Source organism: Rubrivivax soli (assembly GCF_049810355.1).
Taxonomy (GTDB): Bacteria; Pseudomonadota; Gammaproteobacteria; order Burkholderiales; family Burkholderiaceae_C; genus Rubrivivax.
The window spans coordinates 5,269,520-5,292,410 of the sequence record NZ_CP187368.1; the positions used below are offsets into that span (position 1 = coordinate 5,269,520).

General features: G+C 70.3%; 22 protein-coding genes. 10 read left to right on the plus strand and 12 right to left on the minus strand.

Annotated elements, in window-relative coordinates; genetic code table 11:
- Positions 1 to 397: 397 nt before the first annotated feature.
- Positions 398 to 1,684: a diguanylate cyclase gene (locus tag ACPOLB_RS24310; protein ID WP_425258630.1), complete on the plus strand. Its 1,287-nt coding sequence runs from the start codon at positions 398 to 400 to the stop codon at positions 1,682 to 1,684.
- 200 nt (positions 1,685 to 1,884) lie between these two features.
- On the opposite strand, the gene ACPOLB_RS24315 is transcribed toward ACPOLB_RS24310, so the two are convergent.
- The 4 genes from ACPOLB_RS24315 to ACPOLB_RS24330 form a co-directional block, all read right to left on the minus strand.
- Complete coding sequence (locus tag ACPOLB_RS24315; protein ID WP_425258631.1) at positions 1,885 to 3,156, minus strand: TRAP transporter large permease; 1,272 nt, start codon at positions 3,154 to 3,156, stop codon at positions 1,885 to 1,887.
- Between the two features lie 7 nt (positions 3,157 to 3,163).
- On the minus strand, positions 3,164 to 3,676 hold the full coding sequence (locus ACPOLB_RS24320) for a TRAP transporter small permease (protein ID WP_425258632.1): 513 nt from the start codon (positions 3,674 to 3,676) through the stop codon (positions 3,164 to 3,166).
- Position 3,677: 1 nt separating this feature from the next.
- Entirely contained in the window at positions 3,678 to 4,694 is a 1,017-nt protein-coding gene (locus tag ACPOLB_RS24325) for a TRAP transporter substrate-binding protein (RefSeq protein WP_425258633.1), read from the minus strand.
- An 89-nt stretch (positions 4,695 to 4,783) separates the two neighbouring features.
- Positions 4,784 to 5,671, minus strand: coding sequence for an amidohydrolase family protein (locus ACPOLB_RS24330; RefSeq protein ID WP_425258634.1), 888 nt, complete (start codon positions 5,669 to 5,671; stop codon positions 4,784 to 4,786).
- Between the two features lie 53 nt (positions 5,672 to 5,724).
- On the opposite strand from ACPOLB_RS24330, the gene ACPOLB_RS24335 reads away from it, so the two are divergent.
- A complete protein-coding gene (locus ACPOLB_RS24335) occupies positions 5,725 to 7,395 on the plus strand; it encodes a PLP-dependent aminotransferase family protein (RefSeq protein WP_425258635.1) in 1,671 nt (556 codons plus the stop codon).
- Between the two features lie 995 nt (positions 7,396 to 8,390).
- Here ACPOLB_RS24335 and ACPOLB_RS24340 read toward each other — a convergent pair.
- Entirely contained in the window at positions 8,391 to 8,600 is a 210-nt protein-coding gene (locus tag ACPOLB_RS24340) for a hypothetical protein (RefSeq protein WP_425258636.1), read from the minus strand.
- A 98-nt stretch (positions 8,601 to 8,698) separates the two neighbouring features.
- The gene (locus tag ACPOLB_RS24345) at positions 8,699 to 9,589 is read right to left on the minus strand and encodes a LysR family transcriptional regulator (RefSeq protein ID WP_425258637.1); all 891 of its coding nucleotides are present in this window, start codon (positions 9,587 to 9,589) and stop codon (positions 8,699 to 8,701) included.
- A gap of 131 nt (positions 9,590 to 9,720) precedes the next feature.
- On the opposite strand from ACPOLB_RS24345, the gene ACPOLB_RS24350 reads away from it, so the two are divergent.
- From ACPOLB_RS24350 to ACPOLB_RS24360, 3 genes are all read left to right on the plus strand, one after another.
- Positions 9,721 to 10,689, plus strand: coding sequence for a tripartite tricarboxylate transporter substrate binding protein (locus ACPOLB_RS24350; protein ID WP_425258638.1), 969 nt, complete (start codon positions 9,721 to 9,723; stop codon positions 10,687 to 10,689).
- A 64-nt stretch (positions 10,690 to 10,753) separates the two neighbouring features.
- Complete coding sequence (locus tag ACPOLB_RS24355) at positions 10,754 to 11,452, plus strand: RraA family protein (RefSeq protein WP_425258640.1); 699 nt, start codon at positions 10,754 to 10,756, stop codon at positions 11,450 to 11,452.
- The gene (locus ACPOLB_RS24360) at positions 11,449 to 12,372 is read left to right on the plus strand and encodes an NAD(P)-dependent oxidoreductase (RefSeq protein WP_425258641.1); all 924 of its coding nucleotides are present in this window, start codon (positions 11,449 to 11,451) and stop codon (positions 12,370 to 12,372) included. The genes ACPOLB_RS24355 and ACPOLB_RS24360 overlap by 4 nt, the downstream gene beginning before the upstream one ends.
- A 316-nt stretch (positions 12,373 to 12,688) precedes the next feature.
- On the opposite strand, the gene ACPOLB_RS24365 is transcribed toward ACPOLB_RS24360, so the two are convergent.
- The gene (locus ACPOLB_RS24365) at positions 12,689 to 13,480 is read right to left on the minus strand and encodes an IclR family transcriptional regulator (RefSeq protein ID WP_425258642.1); all 792 of its coding nucleotides are present in this window, start codon (positions 13,478 to 13,480) and stop codon (positions 12,689 to 12,691) included.
- A gap of 113 nt (positions 13,481 to 13,593) precedes the next feature.
- On the opposite strand from ACPOLB_RS24365, the gene ACPOLB_RS24370 reads away from it, so the two are divergent.
- Genes ACPOLB_RS24370 through ACPOLB_RS24385 form a run of 4 tightly spaced genes read left to right on the plus strand, consistent with a single transcriptional unit; the run spans position 13,594 to position 16,650 of the window.
- The gene (locus tag ACPOLB_RS24370) at positions 13,594 to 14,589 is read left to right on the plus strand and encodes a TRAP transporter substrate-binding protein (RefSeq protein WP_425258643.1); all 996 of its coding nucleotides are present in this window, start codon (positions 13,594 to 13,596) and stop codon (positions 14,587 to 14,589) included.
- 9 nt (positions 14,590 to 14,598) lie between these two features.
- Positions 14,599 to 15,054: a type II 3-dehydroquinate dehydratase gene (locus ACPOLB_RS24375; RefSeq protein WP_425261966.1), complete on the plus strand. Its 456-nt coding sequence runs from the start codon at positions 14,599 to 14,601 to the stop codon at positions 15,052 to 15,054.
- A gap of 4 nt (positions 15,055 to 15,058) precedes the next feature.
- Positions 15,059 to 15,769, plus strand: coding sequence for a hypothetical protein (locus ACPOLB_RS24380; protein WP_425258644.1), 711 nt, complete (start codon positions 15,059 to 15,061; stop codon positions 15,767 to 15,769).
- A 32-nt stretch (positions 15,770 to 15,801) separates the two neighbouring features.
- Positions 15,802 to 16,650, plus strand: coding sequence for an SMP-30/gluconolactonase/LRE family protein (locus tag ACPOLB_RS24385; protein WP_425258645.1), 849 nt, complete (start codon positions 15,802 to 15,804; stop codon positions 16,648 to 16,650).
- Positions 16,651 to 16,722: 72 nt separating this feature from the next.
- Here ACPOLB_RS24385 and ACPOLB_RS24390 read toward each other — a convergent pair whose 3' ends face one another.
- On the minus strand, positions 16,723 to 18,852 hold the full coding sequence (locus ACPOLB_RS24390; RefSeq protein WP_425258646.1) for a hypothetical protein: 2,130 nt from the start codon (positions 18,850 to 18,852) through the stop codon (positions 16,723 to 16,725).
- 358 nt (positions 18,853 to 19,210) lie between these two features.
- Positions 19,211 to 20,575 carry a S41 family peptidase gene (locus ACPOLB_RS24395; RefSeq protein WP_425258647.1) on the minus strand — a complete coding sequence of 455 codons (1,365 nt, stop codon included), beginning with the start codon at positions 20,573 to 20,575 and terminating at the stop codon, positions 19,211 to 19,213.
- Positions 20,576 to 20,634: 59 nt separating this feature from the next.
- Between ACPOLB_RS24395 and ACPOLB_RS24400 the strand changes: the two genes are divergently transcribed.
- Positions 20,635 to 21,252 carry a helix-turn-helix domain-containing protein gene (locus ACPOLB_RS24400; protein ID WP_425258648.1) on the plus strand — a complete coding sequence of 206 codons (618 nt, stop codon included), beginning with the start codon at positions 20,635 to 20,637 and terminating at the stop codon, positions 21,250 to 21,252.
- 134 nt (positions 21,253 to 21,386) lie between these two features.
- Here ACPOLB_RS24400 and ACPOLB_RS24405 read toward each other — a convergent pair whose 3' ends face one another.
- The 3 genes from ACPOLB_RS24405 to ACPOLB_RS24415 form a co-directional block, all read right to left on the minus strand.
- Positions 21,387 to 21,743, minus strand: coding sequence for a PspC domain-containing protein (locus ACPOLB_RS24405; protein WP_425258649.1), 357 nt, complete (start codon positions 21,741 to 21,743; stop codon positions 21,387 to 21,389).
- Between the two features lie 344 nt (positions 21,744 to 22,087).
- Positions 22,088 to 22,546: an SRPBCC family protein gene (locus tag ACPOLB_RS24410; protein WP_425258650.1), complete on the minus strand. Its 459-nt coding sequence runs from the start codon at positions 22,544 to 22,546 to the stop codon at positions 22,088 to 22,090.
- Positions 22,546 to 22,890 carry an ArsR/SmtB family transcription factor gene (locus ACPOLB_RS24415; protein ID WP_425258651.1) on the minus strand — a complete coding sequence of 115 codons (345 nt, stop codon included), beginning with the start codon at positions 22,888 to 22,890 and terminating at the stop codon, positions 22,546 to 22,548. Before ACPOLB_RS24415 ends, ACPOLB_RS24410 begins: the two co-directional genes overlap by 1 nt.
- Between the last annotated feature and the right edge of the window lies 1 nt (position 22,891).

A 22,891-nucleotide genomic window follows, 5' to 3' on the forward strand; every position in this document is an offset into this window, starting at 1 on the left:
CACCTGGCCGTGCTTGCCCGAGTTCGGACTGCACTTCACCACCATCGGCACCGTGTCGCCGACCTCTGCTGCGCGGCCCCCGGGGCCGCGGTTGCGGCCGGTGACGAGGCCCAGGTGAACCTGCGCTTCCCGGCGGCAAGCCGTCATGGGTGTCAATGATCGGCCTGGTCGAGCCCGTCCAGACGTCTGTGCGGAGCAGGCCTCCCCAGACAATGCATGGGTGCCGAGCGGGCAGACGACGGCCGCGGCAGCCGCCGCGGGGGCGGTCGGGTTGCCGAGGATCGGGCAGGAACCCCCGAGCGAACACCGGCTCCCGGCGCGACGTAGACCCGTGGCGACCACGGTCACGCACTTTGGCACTGCGACCGACTTGGCTATCCTGTCCCCACACACCGCCATGAATCCCGACGACACCCTGCTGCGCGCGATCTCCGCCAACCGAGCGGAGCGCCTGGTCGACGCCATCGACCTGCCGATCGGGCGCTGGGTGGCCGACGGCCAGCATGCACGCCTTCGCTTCTGCAACGCCCCCTACGCACGATGGGCGGGACGGCCCACCGAGCAACTCTTGGGGTGCACGTTGGCTGAGCTCTACGGTCCCGAAGCGTGGGCCGCGGCCCGCGAGGCCTTTGCCAGCGCGTTTGCCGGCCAGACCGTGAGTTACGAGCGGCGCCTCACCCACCAGGCAGCCAGCGCGCGCTGGGCGCGCGTGCAGGTGTTCCCCGACCGTGGCGAGGCCGGCGAGGTGGAGGCGGTCTACACCATCGCATTCGACATCCACCGCGACGTGGTCGAGCGCGAGGAACTGCGGCTCGCGCGCCAGCGCCTGGATCGATTCACGGAACACATCCCTTACCCGCTGACGTACGTCGATCGCGAGTACCGCATCCGCTTCGTCAACCTGGCCTACCAGCAGGCGGTTGGAGCAGGAGCGGCGGCGTTGGTGGGTCGACCGCTCGGCGAGGTGCGCGGCGCGGTGCTCTGGGCCGAGCACAAGCCCTTTTTCGACCGCGCGCTGGCCGGTGAGTCCGTGCAGTACACGCGCCTCGTGCAGAACCTGCCGCAGGGCCCGCGCTGGATGCGCACCAGCTATGTGCCCGACTTCGGCGACGAAGGCGCGGTGGTCGGCGTCTACACGGTGACCATCGACGTCCACGACCTGACCGAGACACAGCAGCGCCTGGCGCGCAGCGTCGAGCGCGACGACCTCACCGATGCCTTCAGCCGCCGCACGATGATGGAGCGGCTCGATGCAGCGGTCGCTCGATGCGCGGACCGCCCGGTGGCGCTGTACTTCATCGATCTCGACGGCTTCAAGGCGCTGAACGATGTGGCTGGCCATGCCGCCGGCGACGCTCTCCTGGTGGCCCTGGCGCGGGCGCTGCAGGCTGCGGTGCGGGCCGACGATGCGGTAGGGCGCTTCGGTGGCGACGAATTCCTGGTGTTGGCCAGCGTGCACGACGTTCCCGGCGCGACCAGGCTGGCAGCGCACCTGCTCGACGCGGTGCGCGCCTGCGCTGCGACATGCCATTCCGCGCAGGCGGTGTCAGCCAGCATCGGCTACGCGCTCGCACCGCACGACGCGACGCAGGCCATGCCACTGCTGCGGCTGGCCGACAACGCCATGTATGCCGCCAAGCGCGCGGGCAGGAGCCGCGTGATGCACTGCCTCGACGTGCAATAGCGCTGGGCGACCGGGCTGTCGGGCAACTGCAGGCCGGCGCCGAGTTCCTGCGCGTGGGCGGCGGACCTGCAGCGGTTGCGGTTTCTCGGACGTCGAGGATGCATGTGGACCGCCGGCCAGGAGCCGACCTGCGCGAGCGGCCGCTGCGCGGAAGCCTGCCGTGCTGCTTGACCCGTCGCAGCCGGGCCGCGACGCGCTGCTCAGCGCACCAGCGCGAGCGAGAAGGCCGGCACGTAGGTCACCAGCATCAACACCACCAGCATCATCAGCACGAAGGGCATGATGGCTTTCGCCAGCGGCCACAACCTGACGCCGCCGATGGCCATGCCGACGAACAGGCAGTAGCCGATGGGCGGTGCGGCCATGCCGATGGCGACGTTGGTGACGATCATGGCGCCGAAGTGCACCGGGTCGATGCCGAACTGGTTGCCGATGCTGATCAACATCGGTCCCAGGATCACCATGATCGCGATCTCGTCCATCACGGCGGCCAGCGCGAAGAAGCCGAGGTTCAGCGCCAGCAGCATGCTCCAGCGTTCGTGGAACTGCGTGGCGAGCCAACTGGCCAGCCGGGTCGCGAGTTGTTCCTGCGCGACCAGGAAGCCGAAGCCGTTGGAGACCGCGACGATGGCCATCACGATCGCACTGATCGACATCGCGCGCAGCACCACCGCCGGCAGTTCCCGGCAGCGCAGCCTTCGTTCGATCAGAAGGCCGACGCAGAGCGCGTAGATGCATGCCACCACGGCCGCCTCGGTGGGCGTGAATGCGCCGCCGTAGATGCCGCCCAGCACCACGGCGGGAGCCAGCAGTGCCCACACGCCCTCGCGCAGCGCTGCCCGTCGCTGCGGCCACGAAGCCGGGGCCTCGCGCGGGCGCTGGTCGCGCAAGGCCTGCACGACGACGATCAGCATCATCCCGGCGGCCATCAGCAGCCCCGGAACGACGCCGGACAGGAAGAGCTTGCTGATCGACTGTTCGGCGATGACGCCCCAGATCACGAAGGCGATGGACGGTGGAACCAGCGGTGCCAGCACGCCAGCGCTCACGACCAGCGCCGTCGCGTAGGCCTTGCTGTAGCCGCGCTCGGCCATCGCCGGGATCATCACCGCGCCGATGGCCGCCGTGGTGGCCGGCGCCGACCCGCTGACGGCCGCGAAGACCAGCGCCGCCAGCACCACCACCAGGCCCATGCCGCCGGGCAGGTGGCGCACGAAGACATCGGCCACGCGCACCAGCCGCTGCGACAGGCCGCCGGCGCTCATCAACTCGCCGGCGAGCATGAAGAAGGGGATCGCCAGCAAGCTGAAGCTCTGCGTGCCGGCCACCACGGTTTGCGGCAGCAGCATCGGCTCGATGCCGGTGACGAGCACCACGGCGATCACGCACAGCGCGATCGCGAACGCGAACGGCACTCCCAGCAGGACGAGGATGCCGAAGCCGGCGGTCAGGATCCAGGCGGTGGTCGACATCGCGCGTTCAGTCCGGGCTGGCCGGCGCAGCCGCCGCCGCCGGGGGGGCGCCCAGCAACAGGTGCTCGAACGCGAACAGCGCGATCAGCCCGCCGCACACGGGCGCGCAGGCGTACAGCCAGGCCGTCGGGTAGCCAATGGCCGCGGAGGTCGCTCCGAGAGAGTCGACAACGTAGCTCTGTCCCGACCACGCAAGGAAGACGCCGATGGCGGCGATGACGAGGGCCACCAACCTGTCCGCGGCCTGTGCCAGCGGCATGGGCAGCAGGCCGACCAGCAGGTCCAGCCGCACGTGGATGGCGTCGCGAACACCCAGCGCAATGGCCAGCAGCATGCTCCAGCTGAAGCACAGCAGCGCGAGTTCCTCGCTCCAGCTCAGGGCCTGCCCCGCGCCGTAACGCATCAGCACCTGCAGCGCCAGCGTCACCAGCATCGCTGTCACCAGCAGCAGGATCGCGGCCCGCACCGCACGGGCGAGGTGGTCGAACGCTGCGCGCAGCGCGGGCTTCGTGCCGGTCACGTCACTTGACCGCGGCCAGCGCCTTGTCGAGCAGCGCGGCTTGCCCACTGGCGCGGAACTTGTCGTACACGGGCGCGACACTGGTACGGAAGGCCGCCACGTTGCTGACTGCGTTGATCTTCATGCCGTTCCTTTCGAGCGCGCCGAGAGTCTTCTGGGCGTCGGCGCCGGCCACCTGGCGCTGGATGGCGGTGGCGCTCCTGGCCGCCGACTGGACCGTGCCGCGCAGGTCGGCCGGCAGCTTGTCGAGCGCACGCTTGCTCATCACCAGGCCGATGGCCGAATAGGTGTGGTTGGTCAGCGACAGGAACTTGGTGACCTCGTAGTACTTGTTGGCATCGATCACGGCCAGCGGAATCTCCAGCCCGTCGATGGTGCCCTGCTGCACCGCCGTGAAGGTCTCGCCCCACGCCATGGGCACAGCCGAGCCGCCCAGGCTGTTGAACATGTCGATGAACACCGGGTTCTGCATCACGCGGTACTTCACGCCCTTGACGTCGGCCGGCGTCGTCACGGGGCGCTTGTTGTTGATCATGTTGCGGAAGCCGCCCTCCATGAAGCCGAGCACGACGATGCCCTTGCTCGACAGCTTGGCGGCCAGTTCCTGCCCGATGGCGCCGTCCAGGGCCTTGTGGGCCTGCGACTCGGTGGCGTAGAGGAAGGGCAGGTCGTTGATGCTGAAGGCCGGCTCGATCTGTGCGATGACGGCGTTGGTGATGATCCCGGCGTCGACGGTGCCGAAGCGCATGCCCTCGAGCATCTGGCGCTCGTCGCCGAGGGCGCGGTTCGGGAACAACTGCACCTCGATGCGGCCGCGGCTGTCGCGCTCGACCGCGCTCTTGAAGGCGCGCGCACCGACCGCGTAGGGGTCCTGCGCGCCGTCGGAGGTGGTCCAGCCCAGCTTGATGATCGTCGGGGCCTGCGCCGCGGTCTGCGGCGGCAGGGTCAGGGCCGCCGCAGCGGCGGCCATCGTGGCAAAGGTCCTGGCGAAGGTCTTGAGCGTGGTGCGGCGGTGCATGGTCGTCTCCTGGGTCTGCTGTTGGCGGGTCGTCGGCGGGGGGCTTCGGCGCGGGAAGGCCCGCGCGGACGTCGAATCCGGTGGCGGGCTCAATCGGCCCAGTACAGGCGGGTCGGATTGTCGACCAGCACCTTCTGCAGTTCTCCGGCGCTGCAGGCGGCGATCAGCGCGTCGATGAGGTGGCCGTCGTCGGGCATTGGCGCGGCGATGGCCGGATGCGGCCAGTCGCTGCCCCAGACCAGTTGCGCCGGGTTGGCTCGCAACAGCGCCTCGACCAGCGGAGCGACATCGCTGAAGCCGTACCGCTGCGGCGAAATGCGGTACTGGCCCGAGAGCTTGACCCAAGCGCGCCCCTCGCGCACCAGCGACAGCAGGTTGCCGAAACCTCGGCTTTGCAGGGCCTGCGTTGCCGGCGCATGGCCCAGGTGGTCGACCACCAGCGGCACGCCGAGCCCGGCCAACTGCAGCACCTGCTGCGGGTCGCGGGCGACGTCCATCAGCACCTGCAGGTGCCAGCCGAAGCCGCGCACGCGATCGACGATCACCGACAGGTCGCGCATGTCCACGCCGCCGTCGAACAGCGCATTGCAGCGCGTGCCTCGTGTGCCGAGCCTGTGCCAGCGTTCGATGTCCTGCAGCGGGGTGTCGGGAAAGGCCACCGCAACACCGCGCATCCAGGCGCCGCACGAGGACAGCAGGTGCTCGAAGCTTGCGTGGTCGCGCCCGAACACGCTGGGGTGCACCAGCACCGCGCGCTGCAACCCCAGCGTCGCCGCCATCGCGCGGTAGGCCGCCAGGGGGGCCGGTGTCGGTGTGTAGCTGCGCGGCTCGGCCAGCGGAAAGGCCAGCGCGTCCGAGTCGGCGGCCGCAGCGGCGGCGGGCTCGAACACATGGAAGTGGCAGTCGCAGGCCCCCGCCGGCAGCGGCTGCGCGGGCGGGGACACCTCGGCCCGGAAGGGCAGGTAACCGGCCGCCATCAGTGGCCGCTCCGCATGCGGCACCAAGCCACTCTGCCTGCGTGCAATGCGTCATGCGCATCGCGGCGCTGCCATGTCTCGTCGTTCACTGCCGTGTCTCCGCGTTGGTGCTTGTCGAGTCCGTTCCGGGCACCGTGGGCGGCATGTTGGGGCCATTGTGGATTGGCGAGAACAACCAGAATCGAATATCGTCAAAGGCCAGAATCGATCGCCAGCGGGGGGATGCCGTGGCAAGACGCAGTGCAGGGGCGATGATCCCCGGCTTGAGCCTGGACCGCGACGGTGCAGAGCCCCTGAGCCGGCAGCTGTTCCGCGGCCTGCGTGAACTGGTGATCTCGGGCCGGCTGGAGCCAGGCACCCGCATGCCGGCCTCGCGCAGCTTCGCCCTCGACCTGGATGTCTCGCGCACCACGGTGGCGCTGGCCTACGAGCAGCTGAAGTCCGAGGGCTATCTGAGCGGTCACGAGAAGTCGGGCACCTTCGTGCCCCGGGTGCTGCCCGACGTGCAGGCTTGGCGATCCCGCCGAGCGCCAGCGCCGGGCGATGCAGACCACGGCCTGGCCGTCGATCTGGCCGAGCGCATGCACGGCACGGCACCGGCGCGGCCCGAGCGCGGAGCCGTCGCCTTGCCCTTCCACCCCGGCATCCCGGCAATCGCCGCCTTCCCGGCCCTGCTGTATGCCCGCGTGCAGCGGCAGGTGTCGCTCGCGCTGATCCGATCGGGCGCCGCGCGCTGCCCGGCCGAAGGGGCGACCATCCTGCGCGAGCAGATCGCGGCCTACCTGGGCGCCAGCCGCGGCGTGGTCTGCGACCCGTCCCAGGTCTTCATCATCTCGGGCACGCACCAGGCGTTGCACCTCGTGCTTCTGGGCTTGTCCAACCCCGGCGACGGCGCCTGGACCGAGAACCCGGGCTATCCCGGCGCGCGCAAGGCCTTCGCCCTGATGCGGCTGCGCTGCGCGGCGGTGCCAGTGGACAAGGAAGGCATGGTCGTGGCCGAGGGCCGCCGCCTGGACGACGGCGCGCGCTTCGCCTATGTCACCCCGGCCCGGCAGGCGCCACTGGGCCACACGATGAGCCTCGCCCGCAGGCTGGAGCTGCTGCGCTGGGCCAACGAGCGCGGCGCGCTGATCCTGGAAGATGACTACGACGGCGAGTACCGCTTCGGCGGCGCGCCAGCGCCGTCGCTGCAGAGCCTGGACCCGGATGGCCGCGTCGTCTACTTCGGCACCTTCAGCAAGACGCTCCTGCCGTCGCTGGGCATCGGCTACCTGGTGGTGCCGCACCGCTACATCGAGGTCATGGCGCGGCTGGTCGACTCGATCGCGCGGCCGCCCAGCCTGTCGACGCAGGTGACTGTCGCGCGGCTGATCCAGTCGGGTGCCTTCGAGTCGCATGTGCGCGCGATGCGCACGCTCTACCGGCGCCGGCAGGACGCCCTGGCGCAGCAGATCCGGCCGGCACTGGCTGGGCAACTCGAGATCGAGGTGCTCAATGCCGGTCTGCATCTGATCGGCTGGCTGCCCGAGGGCACCGACGACCGCGCCGTGGCCGAGTGTGCCCGCCGCCGCGGCCTGCTGCCCCGCCCGATGAGTGACTTCGTCGCCTCAGGCCCCATGCGCCCTGCACTGATGCTGGGTTTCGCCAACCTCGCCGAGGAGCAGATGCCTGCCGCCATCGAGAGCCTGCGCCAGGCACTGGGCGGGCAGTGCCACAGCCACTGAACCGCGGCGCACCAGTCCACGCTGCCGCGCCCGTGCGCCGCCGCGCGCCGGCGACGCAGTTCGACCCTGAAGCGACCTGCGCCAACGGATGTCCGCGGACTCTGGAGCCGGTGCGGCTTGCGGCACTCCGCGCGATCAGACCGCCAGCCCGAAGTGCTCGCGCGTGCGCCCCCGCGGGCATTGGTCGGGTGGGCGGGTGCACCGACGTCCAACCTGCATCCCCCCGACTGGCTGCAACTCCATCATGTCTCGAGTCGCCGATGGCGCATGCACAGGAACCTGGGGCGCCGCGTCGCGCAGTGCCGTCGTATGCTCCAGCAGCGCTGTCCAGCGCGGCGCTGGCCCGCCTGTTCGCTGCCACGAGACGGTACGCTCATGCCAGACGCCGCACATGCACCTTCGGGCAATGTGCCGTCGCGGCGCGGACGCCACTCTCAGGCCGAGGCCTCCGGGGCGCCGGCACTGCGGGTCGGACCCCTTGAGGCGATCACACCCCATTCAGGAGAAGACGGCAGGCGATGGCTCGATGCCACACGGCGGCCGGCCAACCAGGGCCTTGGCCGGATCCCTGCCGAACATCAGGCCCAGGCCGGGTTCGCTGGTGTGACGCCCGACCGCGGTGAAGCGTGCCCGCAGCGGGCCGCGACGGGCTCTTCGGTGGCGACAGCGCGCCGTTCATCGCCAGGGGCATCGACCGGCACTGCCGGGCGCGAGTCCGGTCGCCGGACGGTTGCCACCGCAGGGACGCGCGCGAGCCGGGGCCCGGCGACTGTCAGGGCGCCATTGCGGCGTTGCGAGCCCGGTCGCGTGCGATCAGGTGGTCGGGCGCGAGATCCGAGCGGCCCGCCGTGTCTTCCGCGGGGAGCGGGCCGACGTGTCGCGCCCGCACGTTCATCCGCCGGCCACTGCGCTGCTGCGCGAACGCACGCGCGCGCAAGACCACGCGGCGACCAGCCACCTGCAACGCCAGCGCAGCGCCACACGGCGGGCCGGGCCTAGGCCGGGTCCGCCCCCAGCAACGGCGACCGGGTCAGGTCGGCATCGATGTTCATGGCCAGGCTGGCGGACTCGATCGCCCGCCACAGGTGCGGAGGCATGGCCAGGATCGCCTCCGGCGTCCTGGCGGCACGAACCCAGCTCGCGATCTCGCCGTGCTGCTGCGCGGTCAACAGATCCAGGTGGAGCATTTCGTCGATGGTTCTCACGCGCACAGTATGCAGGCACCGCGGCGGCCACACCGCGGACACGCGGCGGCCGCATGCCGCACCCAGCCACACGGCCGGGGCGGTGCCGGTCGACCGGTTCACTCGCGCCTGGCCGACTGCTCGAAGAGTTCGACGAGGCGGCGCGTTGCAGGCGTCAGGAACCCGTTCGACCGATGCGTGACAACGAGCCGGCGCTGCATCGCGGCACCTTTCACCGGCACTTCCTTCAGGCCCCGGATCCGCCCCTCGCCAGCGAGGTGGTTGCGAGAGATGAAGCTCAGCAGCCCGGTCTGGACGATCAAGGCCGGCAGCATCAGCAGCATCGTGGTCTCGACCTGCACGCGCGGCCTCGGCAGCCGGTGGCGGTCGAAGGTGTGGTCCAGCCAGTCGCGCGTCGGCGCTCCGGGTGGCTGCAGTGCCCACGCATGGGCGGACAGGTCCCGCAGCGTGAGGCGCGACCGAAACACCGGGTGCCGTTCGCTCGCTGCCACCACGATGGTGTCCTCGGCCAGCGGCTTCGAGACCCAGCCGGCCTCTTCCGCACTTTCGGTGCCCACCACGAGGTCGAGTTCGCCTGCGCGCAGTTGCGGCTTCAGCGTGTCGATGAGACCCACCACGGTTCTCAGCGTCACCGAAGGCGCCTCCTGCAGCAGTTGACGCGCGACCGCCGGCAGCAGGAACTGCGCCGCGGTCGGCACGATGCCGATGCGCACGTGGCCGGTCAGCCCTGCGCCGATGGACTGCAGCTCCCGTTGCGCATCCTCGACGTCGAAACGCATGCGCTGCGCCCACTTCAGCAGCACGCGCCCCGCTTCGGTGAGCCGGATGCCGCGACCCGCCTTCTCGAACAGCGCCGCGCCGCAGTCCGCTTCCAGCCGGCGGATGCTGCTGGTCAGCGCCGGCTGCGTGCGGTGCAGCTGCACGGACGCGCGGCCCAGGTGCTGCAGCTCGGCGATGGTCTCGAAGTAGCGCAGATCCCGCAGGTCCATTGCAAAAGTCCCGTTGATCGATCTGAAGAAACTATTGATTGGACTGTACGCCTGGCGCCGCCAATACTTTGCCCCAGACCCAGCGCACGCAACCCTTGCGATCCCGGCGCCCAGGCACCCACGGAGACACCATGACCTCGACCCGACGCCTCGCGCTCGCGCTGGCCGCTCTCACCTTCAGCTCCACCGTCCTGGCCCAGGCCTGGCCCGCGAAGCCCATCCGCATCGTCGTGCCCTTTCCGCCCGGCGGCGGCACGGACATCATCGCCCGCGAGACCAGCCAGCGGGTCGCCGCCGCGACGGGCTGGACCTTCGTCATCGACAACAAGCCGGGCGCCGGCGGCAACCTCGGTGTCGACGCGGCGGCCAAGTCGACGGCGGACGGCTACACGATCGTGATCGGCCAGACCAGCAACCTGGCCGTCAACCCGACGCTCTATGCCCGGATGCCGTACGACTCGCAGAAGGACCTGGCGCCCATCGTGCTGCTGGCCAACGCGCCGCTGGTGATGGTCACCGGCGTTGGCACGCCCTACAAGACGCTGGCCGATGCAGTGCATGCGGCCAAGGCCAAGCCGGGCGCGCTGAACTTCGCCTCGCCCGGCAACGGCACGGTGGCGCACCTGACCAGCGAGATGTTCCAGAGGGCCGCGAGCTTCAAGACGCAGCACGTGCCCTACAAGGGCGCGGCACAGGCGCTGACCGACGTGATCAGCGGCACGGTCGAGCTGTACATGTCGTCGGTGCCGACGCTGATCGGCCAGATCCGCAACGGCAAGCTGCGCCCGCTGGCGGTGAGCTCGGCCAGGCGCGTGGACGACCTGCCGAACGTGCCGACCATCAACGAGTCGGGTTACCAGGGCTTCGATGCCGTGACCTGGTTCGGCCTGCTGGCGCCTGCCGGCACGCCCAAGGAAGCGATCACGCGCCTCAATGCCGAGTTCAACAAGGCGCTGCAGAACCCCGAACTGCGCAAGAAGCTCGGCGACGAAGGTGCCGACGCGGCCGGCGGCACGCCGGAGCAGTTCGCGGCGCTGATCCGCGACGAGATCCCGCGCTGGGGCAAGGTCGTGCGGGAATCCGGCGCCAGGATCGACTGACCTGTCCCGACGGCTGCACCACGGCCGTACCGCTGCGGCCCCCCGAACCCCGAAGGAGATTTCCATGAGTCACGCTGCTGCATGGCCGGACGTGGTCCGCGACTTCGAGCGCGTCGCGCCCGACATCGTCGAGCAGGCTGCTGCGTACCCCTCGTCGATCCTGGCCGACGTGGCCGGCCGCCGCGGCGCGCTGCACGGCCGCATCGCTCCGCTGGCACCGTCGATGCGCTTCGCCGGACCCGCCCTCACCGTCGAGGTGCGGCCCGGCGACAACCTGATGATCCACGCGGCGCTGGCGGTCGCCCGGCCCGGCGACGTGATCGTCGTCGACGGCAAGGGCGACCTGAGCAGCGCCTTGATGGGCGAGATCATGAGCCAGCAGGCCGTGGCGCTCGGTGTCGTCGCGGTGGTGATCGACGGCGCAGTGCGCGACAGCGCGGCGATCCGCGAGATCGGCTTCCCGATGTTCGCCGCCGGTCTGAACCCGAACGGGCCGACCAAGAGCGTGGCCGGCCGGCTGAATCACCCGATCTCGATCGGTGGCGTGAGCGTGAAGCCAGGTGACCTCGTGGTCGGCGACGCCGACGGCGTGACGGTGATCGAGCGCGAGAAGGCCGCTGCGATGCTGCCGCTGGCCGCCGAGAAGGTGGCGGCAGAGACGAAGCGCATCGCCGACATCAAGAGCCGCAAGGCGCTGCGCCCGGGCTGGCTCGACGCTGCGCTGCGCACGGCCGGTGTCATCCCGGACGGGGAGACGCTGTGAGCGCGAAGCGGCCCGTCTTCCTCGTCACCGGCAACGACCTCGCCGCACCGGCGCTGGCGCTGCTGAACGACTTCGAGGTGGTCTACGCCGGCAAGGCGCCGAGCGAGGACGACATCGTCGCGCTGTGCCGCTGGCATGACCCGGTGGCGATCATCGTGCGCTACGGCAGGGTCGGCACCGCCGCGATGGCCGCAGCGCCGAGTCTGAAGGTCATCTCCAAGCACGGCAGCGGCACCGACACCATCGACAAGGCCGCCGCGGCCGCACGCGGCATCCAGGTCGTGGCCGCCGCCGGGGCCAACGCGGCGGCCGTGGCCGAACAGGCGCTGGCGCTGCTGCTGGCCTGCGCGAAGTCGGTTGTCGCGCTCGACACGCGCATGCATGCCGGCCACTGGGACAAGGCAACGCACAAGAGCGTGGAGCTCGCAGGCCGCACGATCGGGCTCGTCGGCCTGGGTGCGATCGGCGTGCGCTTTGCCCGCATGTGCGACGCGATGGGCATGCGCGTGATCGGCTTCGACCCGTATGCGAAGGACCTGCCGGGCTACGTGTCGCGCGTGGACCTCGAGACGATCTGGCGCGAGTCGGACGCGATCTCGCTGCACTGTCCGCTGACCGCCGAGAACGCAGGGCTGCTCGACGCGCGCGCCCTGGCTGCGTGCCGCCAGGGCGTGATCGTGGTCAACACCGCTCGCGGCGGCCTGATCGACGAGCCGGCGCTGCTGGAGGCGATCCGCAGCGGCCGGGTCGCCAGCGCCGGGCTCGACAGCTTCGCCGTCGAGCCGCTGACGGCGCCGCACCCGTTCCAGGGCGAAGCGCGCATCACGCTGAGCCCGCACATCGGCGGCGTGACGGCGGACGCCTACGTGAAGATGGGCGTCGGCGCGGCCAAGAACGCGCTGGCCGTGCTCAACGCCTGAGCGGCTGGCTGCCGCTGGCGTGCGCGGCGTGCGCATGGCGCACTTCGACGCGGGGGATCCGTGCGCATTGGAAGGCTGCGTGTCGCTCCGGTCCCTGGACACGGTCGGTAGGTGCGAGGAGCGGCTCCACACGATGGCCGTGGCCCCATGTCCACCCGGGCATGTCACCGCCCCCCTGGCAAGCTCGGCGGCCCGCCGCCGCCCGGGTGTCGCCCCGCCTGCCTGCCCGGACTCGCTGAGTGCCACGCGCAGCCCGCGGGGTCCCGAACGGCGCCTTCGGCTGGACGCGTGCACCTGCTGCGCGGCGCCCTCGGCGTCACTGGCCTGTCGACTGCCTCCGGCGAAACAGCGTCGATGCGGAACTGAGCACCGCGAGCTCACGCGCCGTCTCGACCAGCGCGCTGCCCAGGCCCTTCATGCGGGACTCGTCCAGGCGCACCGAGGGGCCGGCGATCGTCACGACCCCGATGGCGACGCCCTGCACGACGACGGGTGCCGCCATCGCCGCCATCGCCGGCGCGAACACCTCGGTGATGGTCGCGTAGCCGCGCCTGCGCGCCGCGTGCACGAAGGCGAGCAGCGCCTTCACGGTGGTCGGTGCCTTGGGGCCATAGTCGCCGGGCGAGCCGAAGCCCTGGCGGGCGACCTTCCGAAGCGCCGCCTCGTCGTCCAGCGTGGACAGCCATGCATGCCCGGCGGCACTGCACGACAGCCGCACCGACAGGCCCATGTCGGGGTCGTAGCGCAGTCCGCGCGTGGCGCCCTGTGCCTTGGCCACGAAGACGAGGTCCTCGCCGTCGACGATGGCCAGCCGCACCAGCTCGGCCGACTCGGCCGCCAGCCGGTCGAGCGATGGCTGGGCCACGTCGACCAGGCCCGATGCTCCCAGGTAACCCAGACCCAGCGCGACGAGCTTGATGGTCAGGCCGTAGTCGCCCTGGTCGCGCAGCTGGCGGACGTAGCCGCTGCGGACCAGTTCCGTGAGCAGGCGGTGCGCAGCGCTGAGGGGCATGTCCAGCGTTGCCGCGATGTCGGACAGCGGTGCGCCGCCGGGGTGGCTCGCCAGATGCTCGAGCACCGCGAGGCCGCGTTCGATTTGAGTGGTCATGGCAGAGCGCATCGTAGGGCGTGCGGTAAGTGTTTTCCACCCTGGAAAGACTTTCCAGAATGGCGATGATGGCGTTCTTCTTTCACGCAGGAGTGCCACCGATGCGCCGCCCGATGCTCGCCCTTGCACTGCTCGCCGCATGCGGCGTCCCGCTGTCCGCCGCCGCGCAGGACATCCAGGAGCGGACGATCCGCTTCGGCCATCTCAACAACGCCGACCATCCCACCAGCACGGGCGTCAAGAAGTTCGCCGAGATCGTGGCCGCCCGGAGCGGCGGCAAGATCAAGGTGCAGGAGTTCCCCAGCAGCCAGCTCGGCAACGAACTGCAGCAGCAGTCGGCCATGCAAGGTGGCGTGCAGGAGATGTTCGTGGCCTCGACCACGTCGCTGGCCGGCGTCGTCAAGGAGTTCGGCGTCTTCGACTTCCCGTTCCTGTTCAGCAACTCGAACCAGGCCGATGCGATGGTCGACGGCCCGCTGGGCAAGCTGCTCGCCGGCAGGCTCGCCGAGAAGGGCATCGTCATCCTGGCCTTCTTCGACCTCGGTGCGCGCAACGTCACCAACAGCAAGCGGCCGATCACGAAGGCCGAGGACCTGGATGGCCTGAAGCTTCGCGTGATCCCGAACCCGGTGTTCCTGGAGACCTTCAAGACCTTCAAGGCCAACCCGGTGCCGATGGCCTTTGCCGAGCTGTACACGGCACTGGAGAGCAAGGCCGTCGACGGCCAGGAGAACCCGTACTCGGTGATCCTGTCGAACAAGTTCTACGAGGTGAACAAGTTCGTCAGCGCGACGAACCACGTCATCGCGATGAATCCGGTGCAGGTCAGCAAGCGCTTCTGGGACAAGCTCTCGCCCGCCGAGCAGAAGCTGCTGCAGGACGCCGCGATCGAGGCGCAGAACCACCAGCGTGTCGTCAGCCGCGAAGCCGCCAGCAAGGCACTGGGCGAGTTGAAGGCCAAGGGCATGAGCTTCAACGAGATCGCCCCGGCCGAAGTCGCGCGCATGCGTGCCGCCGTCAAGCCGGTGCACGACAAGTTCGCCGCGTCGTACGACCCCGCGGTGATGACGCTCTTCAGGAGCGAGCTCGAACGCGTGTCCAGGCTCTGACCTCCCATGATCGAGCTGCTGGTCCTGCACGGGCCCAACCTGAACCTGTTCGGCCGCCGCGAGCCGCACATCTACGGTCGCACCACGCTGGCCGAGATCGACACCCGACTGCGTGGCCTGGCCCAGGAGCTCGGCGTCGGGCTGGAGATCTTCCAGTCGAACCACGAGGGCGCGCTCATCGACAAGCTGCACGAGCGCATCGACACGGCGGCCGGCGCGCTGGTGAACCCGGCCGGCCTCACGCAGCACGGCGTGCCGTTGCACGATGCGATCAAGGCGATGCCGTTTCCGGTGATCGAGGTGCACATGAGCAACATCGCCGCGCGCGAACCCTGGCGCGCGCACTCGATCATCTCGCCGGCCGTGCGCGGCACCGTGCAGGGGCTGGGTTGGCGTTCGTACACCGCGGCGCTGCGGGCGCTGGCGGAGATGGCCGCCGAGGCAGCCGCCGCACCGGGGAGCTGAGGGCGTGGCACTGGCGGGCCAGGCGGCGCTGGCCATGTGGTGGGACATCGCCCCGGAGGTCCGGGCCGACTTCGAGCACTGGCATGCGCACGAGCACTTCCCCGAACGCCTGGCGATCCCGGGCTTCCTGCGCGCGTCGCGATGGCGCAGTGCGGATGGCGGTGACGGCTGCTTCGTGCTGTACGAACTGGCGGACCATGCGGTCCTGCGCTCGCCCGCCTACCTCGCCCGGTTGAACGCACCGACCTCCTGGTCGGCGCGGCTCATGCCGCACCACCGCCACATGGTCCGCAGCCAGTGCCATGTGCTGGACAGCCGCGGCGGCGTGACGGCCCGCTGTGCGTTCACCGTGCGCCTGGCGCCGGCGAGCGGGCGAGAGGCCGAGCTGCGGGCGGCGCTGCGCCGCGTCGTCGAGTCGGCCCCGTCGCAGCCAGGCATGGCCGGCGTGCACCTGCTGCGGCACGAGGTCCCGCCCATGGCGGCCACCACCGAGCAGCGCCTGCGCGGGCTGGCGGACGGCGCAGCCGACTGGGTGCTCATCGTGAGCGGCTACGACCGAGTCGCGCTGGCCGAGCTGAGTGCCCGTGAATTCGACGACGAGGCGCTGGCCGCGATGGGCGCTGCGGCAGGCAGCGCGCGCGGGCTCTTCGAGCTGGCTTACGCGGCCGTGGGCACCGATGTGACGGGCCTCGCCGCCCCTGGGGGCCCGGCTTGATGGACGTCCGATGCGCTGCCCCCTCCGATGACATGCTGGGCGAGAGCCCGCTCTGGTGCGACCGCACGGAATGCCTGCTCTGGATCGACATCGACCGCGCGACACTCCATCGCCTGCACCTGTCCAGCGGGCGCAGGGACACGTTCAGGTTCGTCGCACGCTCGCTCGGATCGCTGGCGCTGCGACAGGAGGCCGGCAGCGTGGTGCTGGCACTCGATGCCGCCCTGTACACGTTCGACCTGGCAAGCGGCCGGCTGACGCTGATGGCCGAGGTCGAGTCCGCGGGCTCGAACACCCGGCTCAACGACGGTCGTTGCGATGCCCACGGTCGCCTCTGGATCGGCACCATGGACAACGGCCTCGCGGCGCCCGCCGGGTCGTTCTACCGTGTCGGCACCGACGGCACGGTCGCGCGTCAGTTCGGTGACGTCATCGTCTCCAACACGGTGGCCATCGCGCCGGACCAACGCACGCTGTACTTCTCGGACACCCGGCGGTACGTCACCTGGGCCTTCGATCTCGACGTCGAGCACGGCGCGCTGTCGAACCGCCGTGTCTTCGTCGACTTTCGGGCGCGGAAGGATCGCCCCGACGGCGCCTGCGTGGACAGCGCAGGGGGCCTGTGGGTGGCGATCTTTGCCGGTGCACGGCTGGACCGCTACACCCCGGATGGTCGTCTCGATCGCTGCATCGCCCTTCCGGTCACGAACCCGACCTGTGTGTGCCTGGGCGGACCGGCGTACCGGACGCTGTTCATCACCACCGCGCGCAAGTTCCTTGGCAGCGAGCGCCTGGACCGCGAACCTCTGGCCGGGTCGGTCCTCGCCGTCGAGGTGGACGTCCCGGGTCTGCCGGAGAGCCGGTTCATGGGTCGCGCCTGACGGGGCAACTCGCGTTGGCTCCCGAATGCCGAGGGTGGCCGGCTCGTTGCGGCGGCCTGCCTCCGCCCGCCATCAGACGCCGTCGGTGGGCAGCGGCGGCGCCACCGGCACGACCTCGGGCCAGACCACGCGCGCGACCAGCGTCTCCGAACGCCCGGCGACGATGCGGTAGTCGGGGCCGAAGCTCAGTGCCGCCGAGTGCAGCGGGATCACGTCGGTGCTGCCTTCCACAGGCGTCGGGTACGCGACCTGTGCATCGAGCGTGCCGAAGTGGGCTCCGATGCCGTCGGTCGTGCCGCAGCCGGTCTGAAAGAAGGGCGGCGTCGGCGCGCCCAGCGCGAGTCCAAGAAAGCCCTTCTTGGCCGTGGTGTCGACCTGCATGTAGGCCATCAGGCTGTGCTGGTGGCCGGGTTCGGGGATCGCCTTGTAGGTGGCGTGGCCGGTCCACACCAGCGTGCACTGGGATGTCGGCAACGCGCCGCGGCCGGTCAGCGTGAACTGCGAGTCGCGCGTGTCGTAGGCGTAGCGCATCGTTTGCACCGGCGCCTCGCCGGGAACGTCGCGCGAGCCGCCGACGTCGGCCCGCAGGCGCACGGTGCCCGGTCCGTCGACGACCAGCCCGTACCGCTCCATGATGGCGTAGGTGTAGTCCATCGGGATCGTCCACTCGGTCAGCTGGCGCAGGTTGCTCTTGACGCCATGGACGTGGACCTGGACCGGGCCGCGCGCGCCGTCGCCTGTGCGCGGCAGGTCGACGACGATGCGCTCGGGCTCCCACTTCTTGATCTGCCGCTGGTGGCCGTCGATCGTGACTTCGCCCTGCTTGGTGCCGAAGCGGCCGACGAGGCGCAGCTCGTCCATGTACTCGTTGACCTCGACGTGGCGGATGCTCGGCGCCAGCAGCTGCTTGTTGGTGCTGCCCGGGTTGGGCAGCGCCTGGAAGACGGCCGCCGTGTTGGGATCGATCTCGAAGGACTTCTTCGTCATGTCACCGATCACCGCGTCCCACGGGAAGGGCCGCTGCGCCGGCACCTCGGGCTGGAACTTGTTGGCGCCGAGCATGCGGTCGGTGAAGTAGCGCGCGGCACGGTAGGCGCCCGCGGGCGAGCAGGTGTGGTTCCAGCCCAGGTAGACGCCGGCCCCGGCCTTGTGGACGGCAAAGATGAAGCTCGCCGCCCAGTTGGTGGTGTGGGTGATCTTCGTGCTCGAACAGGCGTTCATGATGACCACGCTGTCGGCGGCGAACTTCCAGTAGGTGTCGACGAAGTGGGCGGTGATGCCGTAGCGCGTGTCGTAGTCGGGCCAGCGGTCGAACCACAGGTCGCCGTTGGCAGCGGTGAAGTAGGTCAGCCGCCGCGCCGCGAGGTCGGCACGCGTCTGGTCGTTCAGCTCTTCGGCCACCGAGATCTTGGTCGAGCTCTGGATCGAGTACAGCGACTCGCCCGAGAAGGGATGCAGCGTGGGAGCGCCCGCGCCGCCGTGGGTGTTGATGTAGAAGTAGCCCACCCCCCCCAAGGCGCGCAGCGCCGACAGCGGCGCCTCGTGTTCGGCCCCGTGCGGCACCTGCCAGCCCTTCTCCTGCATCCAGCCGACGACGTCGGTCACGACGTCGGCGCCGTCGAACATCGGCCCGAAGGACTGCATCACGCGCGCCGTGGCCGCCGCCGGCACCTCGCTCAGCGCGGCGGCCAGCGCGTCCCTGCTGTCGGCAGCCGCGGCGCCCTGGGCGTCGGCCCGACGCTGCGGCACGTGGTTGTTGGCGACCAGGTGCAGGCGGCCGTCGGCGAACTGGCCCCAGGCGCACAGCGTCTCGGCGTCGACGCCGACCGAGGTGTAGGCCGCATTGCTGCGCAGCTTGGCTGCGACGGCCTCCACGAATGCCAGCGGCGCCAGCGCCGGCTGCTGCTGCGACAGCGCACGGCAGTGGTCCTCGACGGCGGCAATGGCGGCGGCGCGCACCGCGGGGTCGATCGTTGCGCCACCGTTTCCGCCGTTTCCGCCGTTGCCGCTGCCGGCGCCGGCCGCAGCGTCGTCGCCACCGCCGCCGCAGGCGGCCAGCAACGCCGGCATGCCGAGCGCTGCGGCATTGCTGGTGAGGCGGCGCAGGAACGCGCGGCGGGAACTCGGCGCTGCGCTGGCGCCGCCTTCGGTGGTGGTGTCGACGGTGCCGCTGCGGTCGCCGGTCGGGGTTCGGGTGCTCATCGTCTCTTGCTCCAACATGGGCTTCGGCGGTGCCGAAGTGCGGAGCGAAGTCTGTTCGGCGCCTGCCGGCGGGGCATCGCCTGAAAGAGCCAGTGGCTGGTCACCGGCGGGCCATCGAGCCCTGCGTGTGCGGGCGAAGCCCGCCCGCCACCCTGCCCACGGGTGCAGAAGCGGAGTCCGTCACCGCTGGACTGCGGCAACGGGCGCGAGTCCCTCGCCGGCGTGGCCGCAGCTCCGAGAAGCTCGGCGCGCAGACGCGCCGCCCGCCTCCAGCAGTCGTCACCGCGGAGACTCCTGGACACCGGTCGAGAACGGCTGCCGGACCGCGCCACCAGGTGCCTGGCCGCGGCCCGCAGCGCTATCGCCCGACGGCGCGGTCGGCCTCTCTGGACAGGAGGGCTCGCACCGCGGCGTTCGAGTCGAGCGGATCGTCTGCGATGCGGATGTCCGGCACCAACCAGGCCGACGCCCCGGGACCGGACGGCCGCTCCAGGATGAACCGAGGCGACCAGACGACCAGCCCCGTGTGCGGCAGGTCGATCTTCTGGACGCCACCCGTCTGCGAGCTCCTGGCGCTCGCGCCTTCGCCCGCCAGCGTCCCGAAGCGAAAGTCCTGCACGGTGTTGGCGAAGAGGACCGCCGACGAGTACGTGCCTGCGCCGACCAGCACCACCACCTTGCCTGTGAACCGAAGGCTGTCGTCGGCCAGCGGCGACGTCCAGGTGTCGATGTCTCCGCTGAGCACCTGGCCGGCCTTCTCCTGTCTGGCGGGATCGTCCTTCAGCACGCGCTTCGTGTAGCGCGAGGCCCAGCGGTAGGGACGATCCGCGATGTACGGCAGCAGCCCATGCAGCCACAAGGCGTCGTCGCCACCGCCATTGCGCCGCACGTCGACCACGAGCAAGCGGGTCCGGGCCGTCTTCATCTGACGAAACGCGCGGCGCGTGAAGGCGAAGAACGACGCCGGGTCGTGCCAGGAGAAGGTCTGCACGGTCATGACCGCCGCTCCGTCCGGCAGCAGTTCGAAGGCGAACTGCCGGTCGAAGTCCTCCTCCCCGGTCATGGTGGCCGGACGCGCGGAACTGCCGGGCCGTCGCACCGGGTTGCGCGGCGAGCCCTCCAGCACGAACTCGAACGCGTCAGGTGCGCCGTGGACCTTCCAGTGATAGAGCCACCAGCGGCGGGACAGCAGATCCGCGCGAAAGGTCGGACTGTCGCCATGCACCCGCGCCAGCAAGGTCTGGGTCACATCACGTGCCGGTTGGCCATTGATCGACTGCAGGTAGGCGCCTGCGTGCACCGAGCGCGCACCGCCGAGCTCGGCGACGATGCGCACGCGCCCGTCGGCGTCGACAGCCACCTCGAAAGGAAACAAGGTGCCGCCAGCCGCAAGGTGGCGCACGGTGTCGCCGCGCCAGTCCGCGTAGCCGACGAACAGGTGGCCGTCCGCCAGCAGCGGATTGAGCGTCGCCAGTGCGCGCCAGACGGCATCACGGTCGAGTCCATCGCGGGAGGTCTGCCGCAGTGCCTCCAGGGCACGCGCGAAGCGCACCGGGTCGACGGAGTGGCTGATGTCCGGGTGGGTGGCTGCGATCCCTGCTGCCAACGCCTCGAGATCCGCACGCACCTGTTCTGCGGTGAAACGTTCGGCTGCCCAGGCGACGTTCGTGCACGCCAGGGCCGCAAGGACAGTGCGAACGACCATGTGAAGCAGTCGCAGCATGATCGTGACACCCTTCCTCGACAGGTCATTGTTGAAAATATACAGTACATTTTCAACACATGGCACGACAGCGCAGCCCCGACATCGATGCCCGGGCGATTCGGCATCCCGACCACATCCGCCTGTTGTCGTCGCCCGTCCGTCACGAGCTTGCAGACACCCTGGCGTCCCTGGGCGGCGAAGCCACCGTCGCCACGCTGGCCGAGCAGCTGGGACGGCCCGCGGACGGTCTGTACTACCACCTGCAACTGCTCGTCGACGGCGGGCTCGTGCGCGAGCGCCAGGGCGACAACGGCGAGCGCATCTTCACACTGGCCGGAGGCGGCCAGGCACCGCTGCGGCTCAGCTACGACCTGGCCAACGACGAGGCCACACGCGCGCTGGCGTCCTACCTGAAGGGGCTGCTGCACGTGGCGGAGAGCGACTTCCTGGCCGGCCTGAAGCACGGCACGGTCGAAGTTGCAGGTCGCCGCCGCCGCCTGTGGGCGGCGCGGAACAAGGGATGGCTCAACCCGGCGGAACTCGAGGAGGCCAACGCGCTCCTGGAGCGGCTGTGCGAACTGCTGAGCCATCCACGCGACGCGACTCGCGATGTGCCGATGTCGCTCGCCTTCGTGCTGGCACCGACCGCCATCCGCCAGCGTCGCCGGTCATCGGAGCGGTCCGGCGCCGCCTGAGGCAGTCCGATGTCCGCTCCTGGCCGGCCCGAGCCATCAAGCGGACCTGACTCGCCGCCGGCGAGCCACTGCCCGCAGGGCGGGTCCTGGCGCGGCGACGCGTCGGCCGCGGAAGCCGCCGCCGCGACGGCGGCTCATCCGGACTGCGGACTTCCCGGCGCGTGCCCGGCGATCGGCGGGTCGGCCGGGATCAGGATCCACATCAGCAGGTAGACCAGCACACCGGTTCCGGCGCACAGCGCCAGCAACGTGAACACCAGGCGCCAGATCCAACTCTCGACACCGGTGATGCGCGCGAGGCCACCGCACACGCCGCCCAGCCAGCGGTCATCCCGGCTGCGGCGCAGCGCATTGATCGCCAGCAGGGCTGGGGCGGTGACATCCGGAGCACCACCGAGAATCCGCGCCTTGGCGCGCGCGAATTCCTCGTTCGAGAGGACACCGCGCTCGTGCAGCGCACCCAGTCGACCCAGTTCTTCGCTCAGACTCATGCTGCGTCTCCCTTTCAACTGACCGTCCAGAGCGCCAGTTTGGCGCGGCGACCACCTTGTTCAAGAGGGCTGCGACAGACTGCCGTGCGGGGCCGACAGACCGTCATCCGGCGGAACAGGATCGGCGGGCTCGGAGCGGATGCAGGGCTGCGCCCGGGACGACCGGGTCTGCGATTGCGCGTGGGACCGGTCGCGCCGCCTGCGAACTCGGCAGCGCGCGTTCGACGAGAGTCAGCGCCGCGAGGCCGCCTCTTCGAATCGTCGCCAGCCGCGGATCCTGGCCACCGGCAGCGCGCGGCAGCCAGCTTCTCTGCCGCACGCGCCCGGCACAGGTGGCAGCGCGTTCACAGGCGCGACAGGTCCAGCTGAAGCCGGTCCAGGCCTTCTTCGGTTCCGCGCAGGCGCTCGGCGCGATCCTCATGGCCGTCCAGGTAGGCGAGCTGTTCGGTGTAGACCATGCGCGTTCCGCGCGGAACGGCGAAGAACTCGACCGTCACCAGAGACACGGACAGGCGGCGCGCGTCAAGACGCACGTCGTATGCGAAGACGATGCGCCGCGCTTCGACGATCTCGAAGAAGACTTTCTCGATCTGCTGAACGCGTCCGTCGGGGTGGGTGACGTGGTGCGTCTCATGGCCGAAGGGCCGGAAGTCCAGGCTGTATTCGGTGGTGTGTTCGGCATGGCAGTCGGACCAGCGTCGCTTGGCCTGCGGATCGGACCAGGCCCGGAACACCGACGCAGGAGCGACGGCGAACGCGCGCTCGATGACGAAGTCGGTGTGTCTGCTCGGGGTTTGCTTCATCACGAGGCCTTGTCCTTCTGCGCGATGAGATAGGCGTCAAGCCGGTCGAATTGCGCGTTGAGCTGCGCCTTTCGCTCGGCAACCCAGGCCTCCATCGCATCCAGCGCCCTGGGCTTCACCGTGTACGTGCGCACGCGGCCACGTTTGCGCGACGCGACGAACCCGCCCTGCTCGAGCACGGCGAGATGCTTGACCGCCGAGGGCAGCGCGATGCCCAGCGGCTCCGCCAGCTCGGAGACCGATGCCGGACCGCGGCTCAGGCGGTCGAGCATGCCGCGGCGATGCACGTCGGCCAGCGCGAAGAACACGCGGTCGAGATGGGCCGGGTCGGCGACGGCGCGCATC